This is a genomic window from Ruegeria sp. BC8, assembly GCF_056535705.1.
This window is the reverse complement of record NZ_JBQFIV010000001.1, coordinates 3152690-3171601: the sequence shown is the minus strand read 5'-3', so window position 1 is coordinate 3171601 and position 18912 is coordinate 3152690. Positions and strand designations below refer to the sequence as shown.

16 protein-coding genes and 1 tRNA gene are annotated in these 18912 nt (G+C 62.5%); 6 read left to right on the top strand and 11 right to left on the bottom strand.

Going from position 1 to position 18912, the window contains the following annotated elements:
• The first annotated feature begins 97 nt into the window (after positions 1-97).
• Positions 98-385 (top strand): HU family DNA-binding protein, encoded by a 288-nt coding sequence (locus ACR3EK_RS15950; RefSeq protein ID WP_170340577.1) that lies wholly within the window; start codon positions 98-100, stop codon positions 383-385.
• A 108-nt stretch (positions 386-493) separates the two neighbouring features.
• Here ACR3EK_RS15950 and ACR3EK_RS15945 read toward each other — a convergent pair whose 3' ends face one another.
• Complete coding sequence (locus ACR3EK_RS15945) at positions 494-1690, bottom strand: BCCT family transporter (protein WP_480634042.1); 1197 nt, start codon at positions 1688-1690, stop codon at positions 494-496.
• Positions 1691-1874: 184 nt separating this feature from the next.
• Here ACR3EK_RS15945 and ACR3EK_RS15940 point away from each other — a divergent pair, with 184 nt between their 5' ends.
• Positions 1875-2762 (top strand): DMT family transporter, encoded by an 888-nt coding sequence (locus tag ACR3EK_RS15940; RefSeq protein WP_480633874.1) that lies wholly within the window; start codon positions 1875-1877, stop codon positions 2760-2762.
• Here ACR3EK_RS15940 and ACR3EK_RS15935 read toward each other — a convergent pair.
• The gene (locus ACR3EK_RS15935; RefSeq protein ID WP_480633873.1) at positions 2738-3259 is read right to left on the bottom strand and encodes a glutathione peroxidase; all 522 of its coding nucleotides are present in this window, start codon (positions 3257-3259) and stop codon (positions 2738-2740) included. The genes ACR3EK_RS15940 and ACR3EK_RS15935 overlap by 25 nt on opposite strands.
• A 145-nt stretch (positions 3260-3404) precedes the next feature.
• Between ACR3EK_RS15935 and msrB the strand changes: the two genes are divergently transcribed.
• Both msrB and msrA read left to right on the top strand, forming a co-directional pair.
• Positions 3405-3854, top strand: coding sequence for a peptide-methionine (R)-S-oxide reductase MsrB (gene msrB / locus ACR3EK_RS15930; RefSeq protein WP_005979690.1), 450 nt, complete (start codon positions 3405-3407; stop codon positions 3852-3854).
• Positions 3851-4363: a peptide-methionine (S)-S-oxide reductase MsrA gene (gene msrA, locus ACR3EK_RS15925; RefSeq protein WP_149777158.1), complete on the top strand. Its 513-nt coding sequence runs from the start codon at positions 3851-3853 to the stop codon at positions 4361-4363. The genes msrB and msrA overlap by 4 nt, the downstream gene beginning before the upstream one ends.
• Positions 4364-4366: 3 nt before the next feature.
• Here the strand turns inward: msrA and ACR3EK_RS15920 are convergent, their stop codons facing one another.
• The 8 genes from ACR3EK_RS15920 to ACR3EK_RS15885 form a co-directional block, all read right to left on the bottom strand.
• Positions 4367-6370, bottom strand: coding sequence for a hydantoinase/oxoprolinase N-terminal domain-containing protein (locus ACR3EK_RS15920; RefSeq protein ID WP_480633872.1), 2004 nt, complete (start codon positions 6368-6370; stop codon positions 4367-4369).
• Positions 6371-6441: 71 nt separating this feature from the next.
• Positions 6442-7479 carry a tRNA epoxyqueuosine(34) reductase QueG gene (gene queG, locus ACR3EK_RS15915; protein WP_170361004.1) on the bottom strand — a complete coding sequence of 346 codons (1038 nt, stop codon included), beginning with the start codon at positions 7477-7479 and terminating at the stop codon, positions 6442-6444.
• A gap of 75 nt (positions 7480-7554) precedes the next feature.
• Positions 7555-8220: an FtsZ-binding protein FzlA gene (gene fzlA / locus ACR3EK_RS15910; protein ID WP_170364267.1), complete on the bottom strand. Its 666-nt coding sequence runs from the start codon at positions 8218-8220 to the stop codon at positions 7555-7557.
• Between the two features lie 59 nt (positions 8221-8279).
• Positions 8280-9020, bottom strand: coding sequence for a monofunctional biosynthetic peptidoglycan transglycosylase (gene mtgA / locus ACR3EK_RS15905; RefSeq protein WP_480633871.1), 741 nt, complete (start codon positions 9018-9020; stop codon positions 8280-8282).
• A 40-nt stretch (positions 9021-9060) separates the two neighbouring features.
• The gene (locus ACR3EK_RS15900) at positions 9061-9978 is read right to left on the bottom strand and encodes a Hint domain-containing protein (RefSeq protein ID WP_480633870.1); all 918 of its coding nucleotides are present in this window, start codon (positions 9976-9978) and stop codon (positions 9061-9063) included.
• A gap of 176 nt (positions 9979-10154) precedes the next feature.
• Complete coding sequence (gene gltB / locus ACR3EK_RS15895) at positions 10155-14687, bottom strand: glutamate synthase large subunit (protein ID WP_480633869.1); 4533 nt, start codon at positions 14685-14687, stop codon at positions 10155-10157.
• Positions 14684-15121, bottom strand: a complete 438-nt coding sequence (locus tag ACR3EK_RS15890; RefSeq protein WP_005979708.1) for a GFA family protein — start codon at positions 15119-15121, stop codon at positions 14684-14686. Before ACR3EK_RS15890 ends, gltB begins: the two co-directional genes overlap by 4 nt.
• A 29-nt stretch (positions 15122-15150) precedes the next feature.
• Complete coding sequence (locus tag ACR3EK_RS15885) at positions 15151-16584, bottom strand: NAD(P)-dependent oxidoreductase (RefSeq protein WP_170342501.1); 1434 nt, start codon at positions 16582-16584, stop codon at positions 15151-15153.
• A 228-nt stretch (positions 16585-16812) separates the two neighbouring features.
• On the opposite strand from ACR3EK_RS15885, the gene ACR3EK_RS15880 reads away from it, so the two are divergent.
• On the top strand, positions 16813-17616 hold the full coding sequence (locus tag ACR3EK_RS15880; RefSeq protein ID WP_170588056.1) for an undecaprenyl-diphosphate phosphatase: 804 nt from the start codon (positions 16813-16815) through the stop codon (positions 17614-17616).
• Here the strand turns inward: ACR3EK_RS15880 and ACR3EK_RS15875 are convergent, their stop codons facing one another.
• Positions 17617-18600, bottom strand: a complete 984-nt coding sequence (locus tag ACR3EK_RS15875; RefSeq protein ID WP_170539559.1) for a complex I NDUFA9 subunit family protein — start codon at positions 18598-18600, stop codon at positions 17617-17619.
• 211 nt (positions 18601-18811) lie between these two features.
• Here ACR3EK_RS15875 and ACR3EK_RS15870 point away from each other — a divergent pair.
• Positions 18812-18898, top strand: a tRNA-Leu gene (locus ACR3EK_RS15870).
• The last annotated feature ends 14 nt before the right edge of the window (positions 18899-18912 follow it).

Genomic DNA, 18912 nt, shown 5'->3' with positions numbered 1-18912 from the left:
GGGTTTCAGTGCTACTATTCGTTGTGTTCGCCCACAATATCCCGTTACAGTTACGCGGTGAGGCCCAATAGATCGGGCACGTTAAGGAGACCAAGAAATGGCAAAGCCTATGACGAAGACTCAGCTGGTTGCTGCTCTCGCTGAGGAAATGGGAACCGACAAGAAATCCGCGAACGCGGCGCTGGAGGCGATCACTGGCCTGATCACCCGCGAAGTTTCGGCCGGTGGCGCTGTGACCCTGCCGGGCGTCGGCAAGATCTACTGCCGCGAGCGCCCCGAGCGTCAGGTGCGCAACCCGGCCACTGGTGAGACCTTCACCAAAGAAGCCGACAAGGTTGTGAAGATGACCATCGCCAAGGCCCTGAAGGACAGCGTCAACAGCTGATCCGCGCCTTAGTGAAAACGATCAAGGGCCGCGATTTCGCGGCCCTTTTTCTATGGTATATGTTTACCGGGTCCGTTGGGCCGGACCCGGTTTTGTCGTTGGCCGAGGTCAGTGAACAGTCTCGACCTTGTGGAAATCCAGATCCCGACCTTCGGGCATCGAGTCGATGCTCATCACCTCTTTGCGCTTGGCGATCAGGATATAGACCACGCAGGCGAGGTAGAGGCCAACCACCACGGCGCCGATCCACTGAATCTGCAGCCACTGGCTCTGGAACAGAAGCGTCAGCACAAACAGAAGCCCCACATTACCGGCAACATAGGCCGTCTTGCCGAAGCGTTCGACCGTCATGTTCAGGTTGTCGGTATAGAGCCTGATCAGCGAGTCCAGTGAGTTGATTACGAAGGTCACGCCGACGATCACCATCGCAATGTTGGTGATGCCTGCGGTGCTGATGCCGTTCAGGTGATAGTAATAAAGCACGCTGAACCAGATCGCCAAGGGGATCGACGGAAAGATCAGCAGCGCCGCCAGCAATTGCCAGGTGGTCAGCCCTCCGACAAAGCGCGAGGTGAACTGACCGATCATGATCGACCAGGCAAACCACCAGAACAGGTAGAAGGCGTGATAGTCGGTCAGAGGCAGTACGAACTTGTGGATATTGGCGAAATACGCCCCGATATTGCTGCTGGTTTCCACGAAACCCGCAACGCCCATACCGGCCGCGGCCCACATGCCAAGGATCAGCGCCAGAAACAGAAACGTCGAGCCGACAGAAAGAATCCGCACGTATTTCAGGTCAGTCGAGGAATAGGCCGCGGCCAGAATGACGACAAACACGATGATGTAAAACGTGGTCACTACGGACTCGCCATCGCCAACTTCGGGCAGGTATCCGGGCAGGTAGATCAGGAACAGGCTGGCGGTGAAAGCGCAGGTCCCGATGATCACCACATTGTTGATCAGCTTGACCACCGGGATTTCAAAGAACTGCACTCGGGGCTCGATGACGCAGAAATAGAAGGCCGTCAGGAAATAGAAGGCCCAGATCAGGAAACCCCAGAACCCGAACTCGATCGCCAGCGGGTTTGCGAACGCATAGGCCGGATCTTCGGCATAGCCTCCGAATTCGGTGAGCGGGAACATGATCAGCCCGACATCCAGGCCGGATGTGAACAGGATCGCGATGAAAGTGAACAGATGAACAGGTGTCACGCCCACGCACCGCAGGTTCCACCATTTCACGACGAAGAACGCTACCAGCCCAAGAGCAAGCAGGACCCCGAATGACAGGATGTATTCCAATAGCACCGACAAACCTCCCTTTAGATGTCAGATCACCGAGCGGATATCTTTAATTGGCCAGTCAATCAATAAAACCGGCACCCAGGGAAAACTTGCCCGCACCATGTGTCTTTTTTGACGCTCGGGCGCTTGTGGCCCGAGAGAAAATCGGAAACAGTCGCCGCACATTCAAACAGGAGCGGTCATGGATCTGCGCGCCATCGCCATGGGGCTGGCCTTTGCCTTCATCTGGTCGTCGGCCTTTACATCGGCGCGGATCATCGTCGCGGATGCCTCGCCGCTGTTTTCACTGGCGGTTCGCTTCCTGATTTCCGGCATCCTGGGTGTCGCAATCGCCCGGGCCATGGGCCAAAGCTGGCGCCTGACGCGGTCGCAATGGCATGCGACCATCCTGTTCGGAATCTGCCAGAATGCCCTTTATTTGGGTCTGAATTTCTATGCGATGCAAACGGTCGAAGCCTCGGTAGCGGCGATCATCGCCTCGACCATGCCACTCTTGGTGGCGCTGGCCGGTTGGCTGCTGTTCGGGGAACGGTTGCGTCCGCTGGGTGTTCTGGGTCTGCTGGCCGGGTTCGCTGGCGTGGCCCTGATCATGAGCAGCCGGATCAGCGCCGGGATCGACCTGTTTGGCGTTGCCCTCTGCGGGCTGGGCGCGCTGGCGCTGACCTTCGCCACGCTGGCCGTGCGCGGGGCGACCTCGGGCGGGAATTTCATGATGGTCGTCGGTTTGCAGATGTTGGTCGGCTCGGCGGTTCTGTTCGTCGCCGCCCCGTTGTTCGAGACGATCTATGTCCGCCCGACCTGGCCGCTGGCGCTGGCCTTCACCTACACGACCCTGTTCCCCGGCCTGCTGGCCACGCTGATCTGGTTCCTTCTGCTCAACCGGATCGGGCCGATCCGCGCGGCGACCTTCCATTTCCTCAACCCGGTGTTCGGGGTCACGATCGCCGCGATTCTGCTGGGTGAGCGGTTGGGCGCAATGGATGCCGTCGGCGTTGCGGTCACCACGCTGGGCATTCTGGCTGTGCAGTTGTCACGCCAGCCGGTTCAGCGCAGCAGGGCCTCGACCTGACGGCGCAGCTTGCGAGAGTCCGGCCGGGTCGTCGACCCAAAGGTCGCCACGACCTCGCCTTCGGGGCTCAGCAGGATCTTGTTGAAATTCCAGCCCGGCACAAACCCGGTCTCGGCGGCGACCGCCTTGTAGAACGGGTGGGCCTGCGGGCCGGTCACGGGGGTGATGTCGGTCATGGGCAGGGTCAGGTCATAGTTCAACTCGCAGAATTCCTTGACCTCACTGGCGGTTTCCAGTTCCTGGTTGAAGGAATCCGACGGGACTGCCAGAACCACCAAACCCTTGGGTCCATAGGTGTCCTGCAGCTTTTGCAGCCCGGAATACTGCCCGGTAAACCCGCATTGCGAGGCCGTGTTGACCACCAGAACCGGCTGGCCGCGCCAGTCCGACAGCGACAGCGTGCCGCCATCGATCGAAGGGAACTCTCCGGACACGGGCGCGGCCTGCACCGTTCGACCGATCAACAACATAGCAGACAACAGCAACATTCTGAACATGGCGTGACCTCCTCTTTGATATTGATACGCTCGAAGCACGGCGGCAGATCACCCGCACGATCGCGCGAGCCGGGTGAAACAGGGCTTTGCTTTTGTCGCGGCGCACCCCAAATATCTCGGCAACGTATGCAATGCCGGAGGACCCATGCCCAAATATACCAAAGATCCATCGGTTGTCGCGGCCCTGTCGCCCGAGGAATTCCACGTCACCCAGCGCAACGGGACCGAACGCCCCGGCACCGGAAAACACCTGAACAACAAGGAACCCGGCATCTACGTGGATATCGTATCGGGCGAGCCGCTGTTCGCCTCGACCCACAAATACGAGTCGGGCTGCGGCTGGCCCAGCTTCACCAAACCCATCGTGCATGACCACGTAACCGAGCTGGAGGACCGCTCGCTGGGCATGATCCGGACCGAGGTCCGCTCGAAACACGGCGACAGCCACCTGGGCCATGTGTTTCCCGATGGTCCGCTGGATCAGGGTGGGCTACGCTATTGCATCAACTCCGCCGCGCTGAGGTTCATCCATCGTGACGACATGGAGGCCGAGGGCTATGGCGAATACCTCGATCAAGTGGAGGACCCGAAATGACCGAACACCGCGCCGTTCTGGCCGGAGGCTGCTTCTGGGGCATGCAGGACCTGATCCGCAAGCTGCCCGGCGTTCTGCGCACCCGCGTCGGATATACCGGCGGCGACGTGCCCAACGCGACCTATCGCAACCACGGCACCCATGCCGAAGGAATCGAGATCTGGTTCGACCCCGCGCAGATCACATATCGCGATCTGCTCGAGTTCTTCTTCCAGATCCACGACCCGACCACCGTGAACCGCCAGGGCAATGACATCGGAATGAGCTATCGCTCGGCCATCTATTACTGCGACGAGACGCAGAAACAGATCGCGCTGGACACGATCGCCGATGTGGATGCCAGCGGCCTGTGGCCCGGCAAGGTCGTGACCGAGGTCGAACCCGTGGGCGATTTCTGGGAGGCCGAGCCCGAGCATCAGGACTACCTTCAGCGTATCCCCAACGGCTATACCTGCCACTTCCCGCGCCCGGACTGGGTTCTGCCCAAACGCAGCAGCGCTGCCGAATAGCGCTCAGCCGACGGCCACCCGCGGGCGGCCGCTGGCTTCGACGGTCAGCATCGCCTCGACGAAGACATCCTTGCCTTCGATCCGGGCGGTGCGGATGTCGCGGTTGACGATCACGCGGATATCCTCGGCCCCGGCCGCGCGCACGGCGCTTTCGGTCTCGCGCCGCAGTTCGGCCTCCAGCAGGGCCAGCGCGGGTTCGGGTTCGGGGAAATCCTGCGGCCCGTCGTTCAGATGCACGCGGTACCGGCCTTCGGACGGAGCGGTCACCGTGCCCGCCCGCCGCATGGTCAACCGCCCCACGACGGCCCCGATCGCATTGGCCACCCCGGCATGGTCGGGCAGCACCATGGTACAGCGCAGGCGCTTACCGACCGCCGGGTAATAGCTCGGCGCCGAGGCCCCCAGCCCGACCACATCCACGTTCAGCTTCGCATCCAACGCCAGCAGACCGCGATGCCCGCGCAAGCCCCGCCGGGTCAGCACATGGCGCGCCAGATCCTCGGGCGGCAGGCCGAACGCCTCGGCCTCTTCCGAAAAAGCAGTCTCTAACAAGGTCAAAACGGTCTGTTCGGTTAGCTGATCCACGATCATCCCGGCCAATTCATCAGCCGAGCCCGCGAGCCGATCGCCCGACCCCACACGTCGGCGCGCAATCAACTCCAGCGCCTTGCGCGCGGCATCGGCATCCCAATCGGACAGACGCCCCAGAACGTGGCTGGCATCCGACGGCGTCACCCCCGAAACCTGAACGGTCCCGCGATCCACCAGCCGGGTCAGAGCACCGTTTTCCATCCGGGTGCGCAACAGGGCGCTCAGGGGCAGAACCTTGTCCCCCAGCCGCTCCAGCAGCCCCACCTCGCGCGGTCCCAGACCCTCGGCGTGGATGCCGGGCACGCGGCGGGCGAAACGGGTGTCGTGCTCGCCCACCGTGGTCGCGCGCAACTGCTCGTCCAGCGCGGCATGGACCACTTCGGGCGCCTCAGACGCGATCAGCGACACCGGCAGCACCCGGCGCGGACCCAGGAAAACGCCGCCGCGCAGGCCTTCGGTCACCACGTGCACCTGGCTGTCACCGCCCAGACCATGCGTGCGCATCGCCACCGCCTCGACCATGGTGCGGAACCCGCCGACCCGTGCGCCCGCCGGGTCGATCGCCGGCTTTCCGTCGCGGATCAGAGCCACATCGGTCGTCGTCCCTCCGATATCCGACACCAGTGCGTCCTGAACTCCGGTCAGCCAGCGCGCCCCCACGATCGAGGCCGCCGGACCGCTGAGAATCGTTTCGATCGGCCGCTCCCGCGCCTGCTCGGCGCTCATCAAGGCGCCATCCCCACGCACCACCATCATCGGCGCGTCGATGCCCAGCTCGAGCAACACATCCTGCGCCCGGCCGATCAGGCGGTCGATCATTCCGATCAGACGTGCGTTCAGCACTGCCGTCACCGCACGTTTCGGCCCGTTCAGCTTGGCCGACAACTGATGCGAGCAGGTCACCGGCGCACCGGTCTTTTCGGCGATGATCCGCGCGACCTCAAGCTCGTGCGCGGGGTTGCGCGTGGCGAACTGGGCTGCGACCGCGAACCCGGAAATCCCGGACTGCTGGTCCAGAAATTCGGTCAACGCCCCTGTATCCAACGGCGCGGCCTCAGCCCCGGCATGGCTGTGCCCGCCCGAGATCACCAGCGCCGGGTCACCCTTCAGCGCATCGCGCAGCCCATGCCTGTCCAGATCGCCGTCCCGAAACCCGACATAGATCAGCGCAACGCGCCCGCCCTGCCCCTCGACCAGCGCGTTCGTGGCCAGCGTCGTCGACAGCGACGCCATCGAGATCTGAACGGGCGCGACCTGCGCCTGGTCCAGCACCGCCCGGATCGCCCGCCCGACGCCGATCGCCAGATCCTCGCGTGTGGTCAGGGACTTGGCCGAGGCGATCACCTCTTCCTCGTCCCGGATCAGCACCGCATCGGTGTAGGTTCCACCGGTATCCACGCCCAAAGCCAACGCCATCGGGATCTCCATCCTGTTCGCAGTCACGGGTGTAGCGGTTTGAACCGACGCGTCCAGCCTGTTTGCGGCATTCACGACAGTTGTTCGACCGCCCAGCGCGCCGCGTCGGCCACCGTGGGGTCGGCATCCTCGATCAACGCCTGCGCGACCGGAATCAACTCCGACGACCCGGAATTGCCGATGGCATACAGAACGTTTCGCACGAACCGGTCGCGCCCGATCCGCTTGATCGGAGAACCCGAGAATCTGGCCCGGAACGCCGCATCGTCCAACCCGGCCAGTTCCGCCAACGGCGGCGCCATCAGGTCTTGGCGCGCGGCATATCGGATGTCACTGGCCGCCACCGCGAACTTGTTCCACGGACAGGCGGCCAGGCAATCATCACAGCCATAGATCCGGTTGCCCAGCTTGCCGCGCAACTCCTGATCCACCGGCCCCTTGTGCTCGATGGTCAGATAGGAAATGCAGCGCCGCGCATCCAGTTGATAGGGCGCCGGAAAGGCATCCGTCGGACAGGCATCCAGACAGGCCCGACACGACCCGCAATGATCCACTTCCGGCGGGTCCGTCGGCAGGTCCAGAGTGGTGAAAACAGACCCTAAAAAGGCCCAATTGCCCCACTCCCGGCTGACCAGATTGGTGTGTTTGCCCTGCCAGCCCAACCCGGCCGCATGGCCCAGTGCTTTCTCGGGCACCGGCGCGGTGTCGACGAACACCTTCACCTCGCCCCCGGCTTCGGCAATCAGCCACCGGGCCAGCCGCTTCAGCCGCTTTTTGACCAGATCATGGTAGTCTTTGTTCTGAGCATAGACCGAGATCGCCCCGCGATCGGGTCGGCCCAGAACCTCGGTCGGATCATGATCCGGCGTGTAACTCTCGGCCAGCATGATGACCGAGCGCGCCTCAGGCCACAGCTCCGCCGGATCCCCCCGCCAATGGGCCCGCTCGGCCATCCAGCCCATCTGCCCGTGATAACCGGCCGCCAGAAAGGCGGCCAACCGCGCAGGCACTTCCGGCACGTCCCAGGGTCGGCAGATCCGGCACGACACGAACCCCTCGGCCCGGGCCTGCGACACCAACCTGTCCTTCAATGCCGTCGCGCTGTTCATCTGGCCCAAAATATCCTCGGGGGTGAATTGGCCCAATGGGCCAAGAGGGGGCAGACCGCCCCCTGCCCCAACCTATCAGAAATCCAGGTCGGCGTAATGGGCGGGCGGGCGGAAGCCCGGCACCTGATCCGCCAGAATCGACCGGAAGGCCGGGCGAGACTTGATCTTGGCGTACCAGTCCTTGACCACATGGCTGCGATTCCAGTCCACGTCCGAAATATAGTCCAACGCCGACAGATGCGCGGCAGCCGCAAAATCGGCCAATGTCATCTGATCCCCCGCCAGCCAGCGCCGCTGATCCAGCAGCCAGGCCATGTAATCCAAGTGGAACTTGATTGCCCGCGCGCCTTCCTTGACGTTCTTGCTGTCGGGATAGCCCTGACCGGTCACTTTTTTGTTCACCCGCTCGTACAGCAGCTTGGATGTCACCTCATGGTGGAATTTGTCATCAAACCAACTGACCAGACGGCGCACCTCGAACCGTGCTTCGGGAGTTTTCGGCATCAATGCGGGTTCCGGCCGTGTCTCTTCGATGTATTCGCAGATCGCCGCGCTTTCTGACATCACCCGGCCATCCAGCCGCAGAACCGGGACCTTGGCCGCAGGGTTTCTGCGCAAGAAGTCCGGGGATTTTTCCCAGTACTTTTCCTCGACCAATTCGACTTCGATCTTCTTTTCCGCCAGGGACAGGCGGACTTTTCGACAAAAGGGGGACAGGGGAACGTGAAACAAACGCGCCATGTGGATCCATTCGAACCAATTGAGTACCGCTCAGCAATAGCCGCTGACGGGCAGAAGTTTCAATCCTCGAAGCAATCTGCGCGACCATCTGCGCGGATGGTGGCCGCTCCATCGCGGATCGCGGCGGCTCGTCTGCGGGTGTAAACCGACGGATCCGTGACCGAACGGTTTCGCGGTGACGGAAGGATTGCCGCCAGCCGCGCCGCCTGCACCGGGCTGAGTTGGGCGGAACTGACTCCAAAATTCTTGCGGGCGGCCGCCTCGATCCCGAACAGGCCCTCACCGGTCTCAGCCACGTTCAGATACACCTCGAGTATGCGCTTCTTGCTCCAGAAGATTTCGACGACCGGGGTCATGGAGGTCTCAAGCGCCTTGCGCACCCAACTGCGCCCCTGCCACAGAAAGACATTCTTGACCACCTGCTGAGAAATGGTCGACGCCCCGCGGTTGCCACCATCTTCAAGCGCATCGCGGATCGCGTTTACGTCAAAGCCCCAATGCAGGCAGAAATTCGCATCCTCGGCCGCAACGACCGATCGGGCCATGACCGGAGACATATCCTCGATCGCGACCCATTCCCTGTCCACCTTGCCGAGGCGACGCCACTCGGACCAGATCGTATGGGTGATCGGCGGGTTGACCATGGTGTAAAGCAAAACAAGCGCCACGAACGCCGCGGCCAGAGCCCCAATGACACGCAGTACCCACCGCCGAATCCGAACGATGAGCGTTTCCGTTTTCCGAGACCGGGTTGCCTTTTTGGACTTACCGCGGGATTTGCGCGCTGCTTTCTTCGCCATGTTCCTGCTATACGCCGCAGCACCGGTATTTGGAACGGAATTATGACGCGATCAGCCGTCCTTCGCGCGGGCGCACCACCGGACGGGCGGTTTTCGAACCACCATCTTCCACCGCTGCCAACTGCGGGAACAGGCGCAACAGCTCGGCCTGGGTTTCCCGGTCAGACCGCATAACGGCGTGGCCAGGATAGTAGCTTTCGCTTTTGGCGCCGTTGGCGATGACGATCTCGTGTTGGTCGAACAACAGGTGGAAATACTCGATCTCTCCACCTTCGACCCGGGTCACCGTCGTGCCGTTGACCAGGGAATGTGCGGCAATCAAAACCTCGGGGTGGCCGTAGAAATAAGCCGCGCGCCAATCGTCGATCAGCATCCGGTGCTGGGGCGAGAACAGAGTGTCACGGTCCAGTCCCAAAACCCCTTCGGCAAAGCGGATCGGTGCGGCGTTGCCCTCGGCCGCGACGGCGGTTCTGCCGACCCAGATCAGGGCCCGCGCACCATTGTCGACCGTCGTGACCAGGTCACCGGCCTGCAGATCCTCGACGCGGCGCAATCCATCGGGTGTCTTTATCATTGTTCCGGCAGCAAAACACGGCGGCCCAAGCTCACCCGGAACCACCAGGGGACCTTCGGTATTGACGAAAGTCGTCGAGACTAGCGTCCCCTCTTGCAGCACCTGACCGTCCGTCGGGGTGAACACGCGGCTGCCATCAGCCAGATAGAAGGTGATTCCCGTGTAGGTGACGTTCCCCACACCGGACACGTTGATCGTCACCGTGTCGCCCGGCCAGGATCGGGTGACATCAATGCCGTTGACCGAGTCATTGTCGGAACTGTCGATGTCGCCATCGTCGTTCTGGTCGACCAGATTGTACTTCTCAACCGTCAGAAGGGTCCCCGTTGCCGGCGGGCTGGCCGGATCCATGGCAAAGAACTGGTCAAGATAGGTCGTGGGCATGCGACGACTCCCTGGCGAAATTGGCGGCAAGCGGAAGCATTGGCGAGATTTCCAAACTTTCCGTGTACAGGCCTAGCGACACGCAATGTTTTTTCAAGAAATCCGGAAACGGGAGGGCACAAAACGAAAACCCCGCGTGTCTTTTCAAACACGCGGGGCAGGCTTCACAGGCGGTCTTACTCGGCCGGAACCGCCGCTGCCTCGTGGCTCAGCGGGTAGCTGAGTTTGTTCAGCATTTCCTTCGGACAGACCTGCAGGAAGTTCGCCAGCTCGACATCCCAGTGCTGCAGGATGTCGGCGGCCTTGCGGCTGCCGGTTTCTGCGGCGTGACGCTCGATCAGCGACTTCAGCTGGGTCTCCCAATGCTCGACCGTTACGGGGCAGGTCACCAGGGTTTCCATGTTCATCAGCAGCTGCGCCTTGCCTTCGGGGTCGTACAGATAGGCCATGCCGCCCGTCATCCCCGCGCCAAAGTTCGCGCCGATGTCACCCAGAATCACCGCAACGCCGCCGGTCATGTACTCACACCCGTTCGAGCCGCAGCCCTCGACCACCACGGTGGCACCCGAGTTCCGCACGGCAAAGCGTTCCCCAGCACGGCCAGCCGCGAACAGGTACCCGTCGGTCGCGCCGTAAAGGACCGTGTTGCCGATGATCGTATTCCGGTCGGCCTGCAACGGGCTGACCTGCGGCGGGCGCACGACGATGGTGCCGCCCGACAGGCCCTTGCCGACATAGTCGTTGGCGTCACCCGACACTTCCAGTTTGAGCCCCGGCGCGGCGAAGGCGCCCAACGACTGGCCGGCCGAGCCTTGCAGTTTCACATGCAGGTGGTCCGGCTGGAACGTGTTGCGCATGCCAAAGTTCTGCACGATGTGGCTGGACACGCGGGTGCCGACCGTCCGGTGCGTGTTCTGCACGGCATAAGACAGCTGCATCTTCTCGCCATCCTTCAGGAACCGCGCAGCGTCGCGCACGATTTCAGAGTCCAGCGTATCAGGCACCGCGTTGCGGGGCTTGTCACGGTCATAGACGATGTTTTGCGCGCCATCGACGGTGATCAGCAGCGGATTCAGGTCCAGATCGTCCAGATGCGCCGAACCGCGGCTGACCTGCGCCAGCAGATCCGCCCGACCGATGATTTCGTCGACCGACCGTGCGCCGAGGCTGGCCAGGATCTCGCGCACTTCCTGTGCGTAGAAGGTGATCAGGTTCACCACCTTGTCGGCATTGCCGGTGAACTTGGCGCGCAGGCTCTCGTCCTGCGTACATACGCCCACCGGGCAGGTGTTTGACTGGCACTGGCGCACCATGATGCAACCCATCGCGATCAGGGCGGCGGTGCCGATGCCGTACTCCTCGGCCCCCATCATCGCCGCCATGACGATGTCGCGCCCAGTGCGCAAGCCGCCATCGGTCCGCAGGGTTACCCGGTCGCGCAGGTTGTTCATCGCCAGAACCTGATGCGCCTCGGTCAGGCCCATTTCCCACGGCAGGCCGGCATATTTGATGCTGGTCGCAGGCGATGCGCCGGTGCCGCCATTGTGGCCCGAGATCAGGATGATGTCGGCCTTGGCCTTGGCCACCCCGGCGGCGATCGTGCCCACGCCCGAGGACGCCACCAGTTTCACCGTCACCTTGGCGCGCGGGTTGATCTGCTTGAGGTCATAGATCAGCTGCGCCAGATCCTCGATCGAGTAGATGTCGTGGTGCGGAGGCGGCGAGATCAGCGTCACGCCCTTGGTCGAGTGACGCAGGCGCGCGATCAGATCGGTGACCTTCATGCCGGGCAGCTGGCCGCCCTCGCCGGGCTTGGCACCCTGGGCCACCTTGATTTCCAGCTCTTCGCACTGGTTGAGGTATTCGGCGGTCACGCCGAACCGGCCCGAGGCCACCTGCTTGATCTTGGCCGAGGGGTTGTCGCCATTCGGCTCAGGCACGAAATGTGCGGGATCTTCGCCACCTTCACCCGAGTCGGATTTCGCGCCGATCCGGTTCATCGCCACGTTCAGCGTCTTGTGCGCCTCGGGGCTGAGCGCACCCAGCGACATGCCCGGCGTGACAAAGCGCTTGCGGATCGAAGTGATCGACTCGACCTCCTCGATCGGGATCGGCTTGCCCAGCGGTTTGAAATCCATCAGATCGCGCAGATGGATCGGCGGGTTGGCCTGCATCTTGGCCGAGTACTGCTTCCACAGCTCGTACGAGGCGCGGTTGCAGGCCATCTGCATCATGTGCATCGAGGTCGCTTCCCACGCATGGGTCTCACCCGATTTGCGGGCCTTGTAGAAGCCACCGATAGGCAGAACATCCAGGCCACTCTCCCAGCCTTTGGCGTGGATTCCTTCAGCCTTGGACTGAATGCCGGTGACGCCGATGCCGGAAATCCGGCTGGTCATGCCGGGGAAATATTCGGCCACCATGGCGCGGCTCAGGCCCACGGCTTCGAAATTCAGGCCGCCGCGATAGGACGAGATCACCGAGATGCCCATCTTGGCCATGATCTTCAGCAGGCCCTGGTCGATCGCCTCGCGGTAACGCGCGACGTTTTCAGTCAGGCTGCCTTCCAGCAACCCGCGTTCGATCCGGTCGGCCAACGAATCCTCGGCCAGATAGGCGTTCACCACGGTCGCGCCACAGCCGATCAGCACCGCGAAATAATGCGGGTCGATGCATTCCGCCGAGCGCACGTTGAGCGAGCAGAAGGTCCGCAGGCCCTGACGGATCAAGTGCGAATGCACCGCGCTGGTGGCCAGGATCATCGGCATCGCCACTTTGCCGGGGCCGGAATACTGGTCGGTCAGCACCAGGTGACCCGCGCCCGAACGCACGGCCTCCTCCGCCTCGGCGCGGATGCGCGCCAGCGCGGCGCTTAGCGCGCCGGTGCCGGGTTCGAAGGTACAGTCGATTTCGGCCAGCGGCGCATCGAAATTCGCCACCAGTTCTTCCCACTGGGCGTTGCCGACAAAGGGGCTTTCCAGCACCACGATCTCGGTCTGGCTGCTGTCCTCATCCAGCACGTTCTTGAGGTTGCCGAACCGCGTCTTCAGCGACATCACGCGGTATTCGCGCAGGCTGTCGATGGGCGGGTTGGTCACCTGACTGAAGTTCTGGCGGAAGAAATGGCTGAGCGGTCGGTACTGTTTGGACAGAACCGCCGAGGGCGTGTCGTCGCCCATCGAGGCGATCGCTTCTTTGCCATCCTCGGCCATCGGTGCGAGGATCTGCTCCAGTTCCTCGACCGTGTAGCCCGCCGCGATCTGGCGCTTGCGCAGTTCCTCACCGGTGAACAGCGGCTTTTCGGCGACCTTCGCCAGCTTTTCGTCCAGATCGTTGATCTTGCTGACCCATTCGCCGAACGGCAGGGCCGCGGCCAGCTTGTCCTTGATCTGCTTGTCGCGGTACAGCTTGCCCTTCTTCATGTCGACGGCCAGCATCTGGCCCGGACCCAGCGCGCCTTTTTCCTTAACGCTGGCCTCGTCGATCGGGACCATGCCCGCCTCGGACCCGGCGATCACCAGACCGTCGCCGGTGACTACATAGCGCATCGGGCGCAGGCCGTTGCGGTCCAGCCCGGCGCAGACCCAGCGGCCATCCGTCATGGCCAGCGCGGCGGGGCCGTCCCAGGGCTCCATCACCGAGTTGCAGTAGGAATACATGTCGCGCCAGGCCTGCGGCAGTTCCACCGCCTGTTTCGACCAGCTTTCCGGCACCAGCATCGTCTTGGCCATCGGGGCCGAGCGGCCCGCGCGAACCAGAACCTCGAACACCGAATCCAGCGCCGCCGAATCCGACGACCCACCGGCGATGATCGGCTTGATGTCTTCGGCATAGTCGCCGAAGGTCGCCGAGGCCATGCGGATCTCGTGGCTTTTCATCCAGTTGATGTTGCCCTTCAGCGTGTTGATCTCGCCGTTATGCGCCAGCATCCGGAACGGCTGCGCCAGCCACCATTGCGGGAAGGTGTTGGTGGAATAGCGCTGATGATAGATGGCAAAGGCCGACTCGAAACGCTCGTCCATCAGGTCGGGGTAGAACACGGCGACCTGCTCGGCCAGCATCATGCCCTTGTAGATGATCGACCGGCAGCTGAGCGAGGCCAGGTACAAACTCGAAATCCCCGCGGCGGCGGCGGCTTTTTCGATCCGGCGGCGGATGACGTACAGCTCGCGCTCGAACGTGTCCTCGTCAACGCCCTTGGAATTCGAGATCAGGATCTGCTCGATCTCGGGCCGGGTCGCGTTTGCCTTTTCGCCCAGGCAGGTCACGTCCACCGGCACATGGCGCCAGCCATAGATGTAATAGCCCATCCGCAGAACTTCGGTTTCCACGATGGTTCGGCAGCGCTCCTGCGCGCCGAAATCGGTGCGCGGTAGGAACACCTGCCCCACGGCGATCAACTCGTCCATCTTGGGCTCGTGCCCGGTGCGGCGGATCTGGTCATAGAAGAAGGGGGCCGGGATCTGCACATGGATGCCCGCGCCGTCGCCGGTCTTGCCGTCGGCATCCACCGCGCCGCGGTGCCAGATCGCCTTGAGCGCATCGATCCCGGCCTCGACCACCTTGCGGCTTTTCTTGCCGTCAACCGAAACCACCAGACCGACCCCGCACGAGGAATGCTCTTCCTGCTCGGAATACAGGCCATTTTCGGCCATCCACTTTCGCTTGGCTTCCTCGGCCCGGACCCAATCGGCATCATATTTCGTCATTGGCTGTCTCCTTCTTCCGACGGGGCGTACATGGCCATGACCTCGGCTTCGGTCATCTGGCGGCGTTCACCTGCGAACGCGTAACCCTCGGGCTTCTTGTCGATGTAGAGTTCAAGTTTCAGCGTGTTGCCGGCCGCGTTGTCGAACAGGCCGGCCGCGATCTGTGTCTGGCCGTGCATCTCGCCCGGCAGGGTGATCCGGTACCACAGGGCCGAGCCGCACTCTTCGCAGAAGGCGCGTTCGGCCCAGTCGGACGAGGTGAAGGTCTTGACCGGCCCCAGCGCCGCATAGCCAGGCTGGGCCGGAAAGGTGACCAGCGCGCTGCTGGTCCAACGGCGGCACATGTCGCAATGGCAGGCGCCCAGCGCGTCGCGGGCGGGGGTCGCGGTCACGGTGACTGCGCCGCACATGCATTGGCCTTGCAATTCGGGCATCCTGTCCCTCCTGTCGCTGGGCTGCGGGATCATTCGGCCGCAAGCGCGGCCTTGCCGTTGAACCGGTCGATGATGGCCTGCGCGCAGTCGCGGCCGTCGCGGATCGCCCAGACCACCAGCGAGGCACCGCGCACGATGTCACCGATGGCATAGACGCCGTCCATCTCGGTCTCGCCGGTTTCGAACGCGGCCTTGATGGTGCCCCAGCGGGTCACGGGCAGGTCGGGCTGGCCGAACAGGGTGGGCAGGTCCTCGGGCTCGAAGCCCAGCGCCTTGATGACCAGATCGGCTTCTTCGACGTAATCCGCGCCTTCGATCACTTCGGGGGCCTGGCGGCCGGTGGCGTCGGGTTGGCCCAGGCGCATCTTCTGCACCATCACGCCGGTGACCCGCTCGTCGCCAACAAACCCCTTGGGCGCGCTGAGCCATTCAAAGATCACGCCCTCTTCCTCGGCGTTCTGGGTTTCGCGCTGCGAGCCAGGCATGTTTGCCCGGTCGCGGCGATACAGGCATTTGACCGAGGTCGCGCCCTGGCGGATCGAGGTTCGGACGCAATCCATCGCAGTATCACCGCCACCGATCACGACCACCTTCTTGTCCTTGGCGTTCAGGCGGCCATCGTCGAACTCGGGAACCGCGTCACCAAAGCTTTTGCGGTTCGAGGCAGTCAGGAAATCGATCGCCTTTTCGATACCGGGCAGGCCACTGCCGGGCATGGACAGATCCCGCGACTTGTAGACGCCCGTCGCAATGATCACGGCGTCATGTTTGGCGCGGATATCGGCGAACTTGGCAGCGTCGACGTCACAGTTCAGTTCAAAAGTGACGCCGCCCTCGGCCAGCAGGTCGTTGCGGCGTTGAACCACGTCCTTTTCCAGCTTGAAGCCCGGAATGCCGTACATCAGCAGGCCGCCCGCGCGGTCATAGCGGTCATAGACCGTGACCTGGATCCCGGCCCGGCGCAGCATGTCCGCCGCCGCCAGACCACCGGGTCCGCCCCCGATGATGCCGACGCTTTCGGGGCGTTCGGCGGTTGGAGCGACAGGTTTGACCCAGCCTTCCTCCCACGCGGTGTCGGTGATGTATTTCTCGACCGCACCGATGGTGACAGTGCCATGGCCCGATTGCTCGATCACGCAGTTGCCTTCGCACAGTCGGTCCTGCGGGCATATACGTCCGCAGATCTCGGGGAAGGTATTGGTGGCCTGGCTGGTCTGATAGGCTTCTTCAAGCCGTCCGGTGGCGGTCAGGCGCAGCCAGTCCGGGATGTTGTTGTGCAGCGGGCAGTGCGACTGACAATACGGCACACCGCATTGGCTGCAACGGCTGGCCTGCTCGGCGGCTTTTTCGGCGGCGTATTCGGCATAGATTTCATGAAAGTCCGCTCTGCGATCGGTTGCGGCGCGCTTTTCAGGCATGTCACGATCGATCTGCACAAATTTCAGCATCGGTTGCTTGGCCACGGTCAGACTCCATGAATTGGCTTGGTCGGATTTCTTTATGCGAAGCCAATTCGGATGAAAAGTCAACTGTACTGACCTAAATTGGAAAAAATCAGAAAGATCGATCTCTTTCGGCGACTTTCTGTTCATTTTTAGGACCACTTCGGACCTAAATCCTGACTTTCCTTTTGCTGATCGCGCTTATACGCCTTGAATGCAAAGAACACGGGCGCAAACACGGGCGGGCAGATGAGTCTTTTTCAGCTGATTCTGGTGGCGATCATCCAGGGGATCACCGAGTTTCTGCCGATTTCGTCATCAGGCCACCTGATCCTGCTGCCAAGCCTCACCGGAATGGAAGACCAGGGCCTCGCCATCGACGTCGCGGTGCATGTGGGCACATTGGGCGCGGTGGTTCTGTATTTCTGGAGCGACGTGAAACTGGCCCTTGCGGGCCTGCCACGTGCTTTGCGCGGGCGCATCGACACCCCACAGTCCCGAATGGCCCTGGCGTTGATCGTAGCCACCATCCCGACCGTCATCGTTGGTGCCATCCTGCACCTGACCGGCCTCAGCAGTGCGATGCGGTCCGTGGCGGTGATCGGGTGGACGATGTTGGGTTTCGGACTGCTGCTGTATTGGATGGACCAAAAAGGCCCCCAGACCAAAGAGGCCGGCGACTGGGGGCTGCGTGACGCGGTTATTTTGGGTCTGTGGCAGGTCCTGGCGCTGATTCCCGGCACCTCGCGGTCGGGGATCTGCATCACCGGCGCGCGGTACTTGGGGTATACCCGCGAGGACGGCGCGCGCATCGCGATGCTGATGTCGATCCCTACAATCATCGCCTCAGGCGCGCTGCTGTCGCTGGACGTGATCGGGCAGGCCAACGCTCAGCTGGCCAAGGACAGCGCCATTGCAGCCGTGTTCGCCTTTGTTTCGGCCCTGTTGGCGCTGAGCCTGATGATGCGTCTGCTGCGTAGCGTCAGCTTCACGCCATATGTGATCTATCGCGTGATACTGGGTACGATCCTGCTGATTGTCGCTTACAGCTGATCAGATGCGCAGGTTCCGGGCCGAGTTCTGGATGTCGTCGTACTGACCCGACGGACGGAATTTCCACAAATATTCCGGCAGAACCGATTCCAGCGAAGCAGGCTCGATCCCCAGATCGGCAAAACCCTTCGCTCCTTCGGACACCACATTGTCACGGCGCAGGTTCTTCAACTGGTCGCGGGTCAGAATGTTGTTCGGAAACAGCTGGAAGCTGATGAATTTCAACATGTCCAGAACCCCGGCCATGATCCGCCCAACCCAGAACGGCAGACCGATGATGATGCGGCGGCGGTGGATCACCCCGAGCATCTGCTGCATCAGCTCGCGGAAGGTCTTGGCCTCGGGCCCACCCAATTCGTAGACGCCCGGTGCGGCCTGACCCAACACGCCCTTGACTGCGGCCTGCGCCACGTCATCCACAAACACCGGCTGGAACCGGGTGTCGGCACCAAAGATCGGAAGGAAGGGCGAGATACGGGTCATGCCGGCGAAACGGTTGAAGAACTGATCTTCGGTCCCGAAGATCACCGAGGGCCGCAGGATCACGGCCTCGGGCATATGGGTCAGCACGGCAGCTTCGCCCGCAGCCTTGGTGCGGGCGTATTCGCTGTCGGAATTCGCGTCAGCACCGATGGCCGAAATGTGGACCATGCGGGAAATGCCTTGCTCGGCCGCCAGACGGGCGATGCGGCCCGCGCCTTCGGCTTGCACGGCGCCAAATCCATTCTTGCCCAGTTCGTTCAGAACGCCCACGCAGTTGACGACCGCATCGGCACCATGCATCGCACTGGCCACCGAGGCATCGTCGCGGATATTGCACAGAATGGGCTCGACCTGGCCCACGACGCCATAGGTCTTGACGAAGATTGCCTCGTTCGGACGGCGGACCGCCACCCGTACACGCCACCCTTCGTTCGCCATGCGTCGCGCGATATAGCGGCCGACGAATCCCGATCCACCGTAAATCGTGACCAGTTTGGACATGGTTGGGCTCCTGCTGTGTAGGTCTTGTTCCGATCTACCGCTCCAAAGCCCGGCAAACAAGGCGCAATAACGCCGCGCATAAGGCAAAAAACACTGCCGGAACCGACGGGATCGCGCCGCGAGAAGGTGACCGAAAAAAAACTTTCGATAATCCGTTCGAATCCTGTTGACGCCCTCGGCGAGTAGGCTTAAACGCCCCTCCACGACACCTGCCCAGGTGGCGGAATTGGTAGACGCGCTAGCTTCAGGTGCTAGTGTCCGTATGGACGTGGAGGTTCGAGTCCTCTCCTGGGCACCATATCCCCGAAAAGA

What these genes read in the sequence shown, in the direction of transcription:
- ACR3EK_RS15940 (WP_480633874.1), top strand. Translation starts at nt 1,875, where the DNA reads ATGGATCTGCGCGCCATCGCCATGGGGCTGGCCTTTGCCTTCATCTGG.
- ACR3EK_RS15880 (WP_170588056.1), top strand. Translation starts at nt 16,813, where the DNA reads ATGAGTCTTTTTCAGCTGATTCTGGTGGCGATCATCCAGGGGATCACC.
- ACR3EK_RS15935 (WP_480633873.1), bottom strand. Translation starts at nt 3,259, where the DNA reads ATGTTCAGAATGTTGCTGTTGTCTGCTATGTTGTTGATCGGTCGAACG.
- ACR3EK_RS15900 (WP_480633870.1), bottom strand. Translation starts at nt 9,978, where the DNA reads ATGCCCACGACCTATCTTGACCAGTTCTTTGCCATGGATCCGGCCAGC.
- ACR3EK_RS15890 (WP_005979708.1), bottom strand. Translation starts at nt 15,121, where the DNA reads ATGCCCGAATTGCAAGGCCAATGCATGTGCGGCGCAGTCACCGTGACC.
- ACR3EK_RS15950 (WP_170340577.1), top strand. Translation starts at nt 98, where the DNA reads ATGGCAAAGCCTATGACGAAGACTCAGCTGGTTGCTGCTCTCGCTGAG.
- queG (WP_170361004.1), bottom strand. Translation starts at nt 7,479, where the DNA reads ATGAACAGCGCGACGGCATTGAAGGACAGGTTGGTGTCGCAGGCCCGG.
- gltB (WP_480633869.1), bottom strand. Translation starts at nt 14,687, where the DNA reads ATGACGAAATATGATGCCGATTGGGTCCGGGCCGAGGAAGCCAAGCGA.
- ACR3EK_RS15920 (WP_480633872.1), bottom strand. Translation starts at nt 6,370, where the DNA reads ATGGCGTTGGCTTTGGGCGTGGATACCGGTGGAACCTACACCGATGCG.
- msrB (WP_005979690.1), top strand. Translation starts at nt 3,405, where the DNA reads ATGCCCAAATATACCAAAGATCCATCGGTTGTCGCGGCCCTGTCGCCC.
- msrA (WP_149777158.1), top strand. Translation starts at nt 3,851, where the DNA reads ATGACCGAACACCGCGCCGTTCTGGCCGGAGGCTGCTTCTGGGGCATG.
- ACR3EK_RS15875 (WP_170539559.1), bottom strand. Translation starts at nt 18,600, where the DNA reads ATGTCCAAACTGGTCACGATTTACGGTGGATCGGGATTCGTCGGCCGC.
- mtgA (WP_480633871.1), bottom strand. Translation starts at nt 9,020, where the DNA reads ATGGCGAAGAAAGCAGCGCGCAAATCCCGCGGTAAGTCCAAAAAGGCA.
- fzlA (WP_170364267.1), bottom strand. Translation starts at nt 8,220, where the DNA reads ATGGCGCGTTTGTTTCACGTTCCCCTGTCCCCCTTTTGTCGAAAAGTC.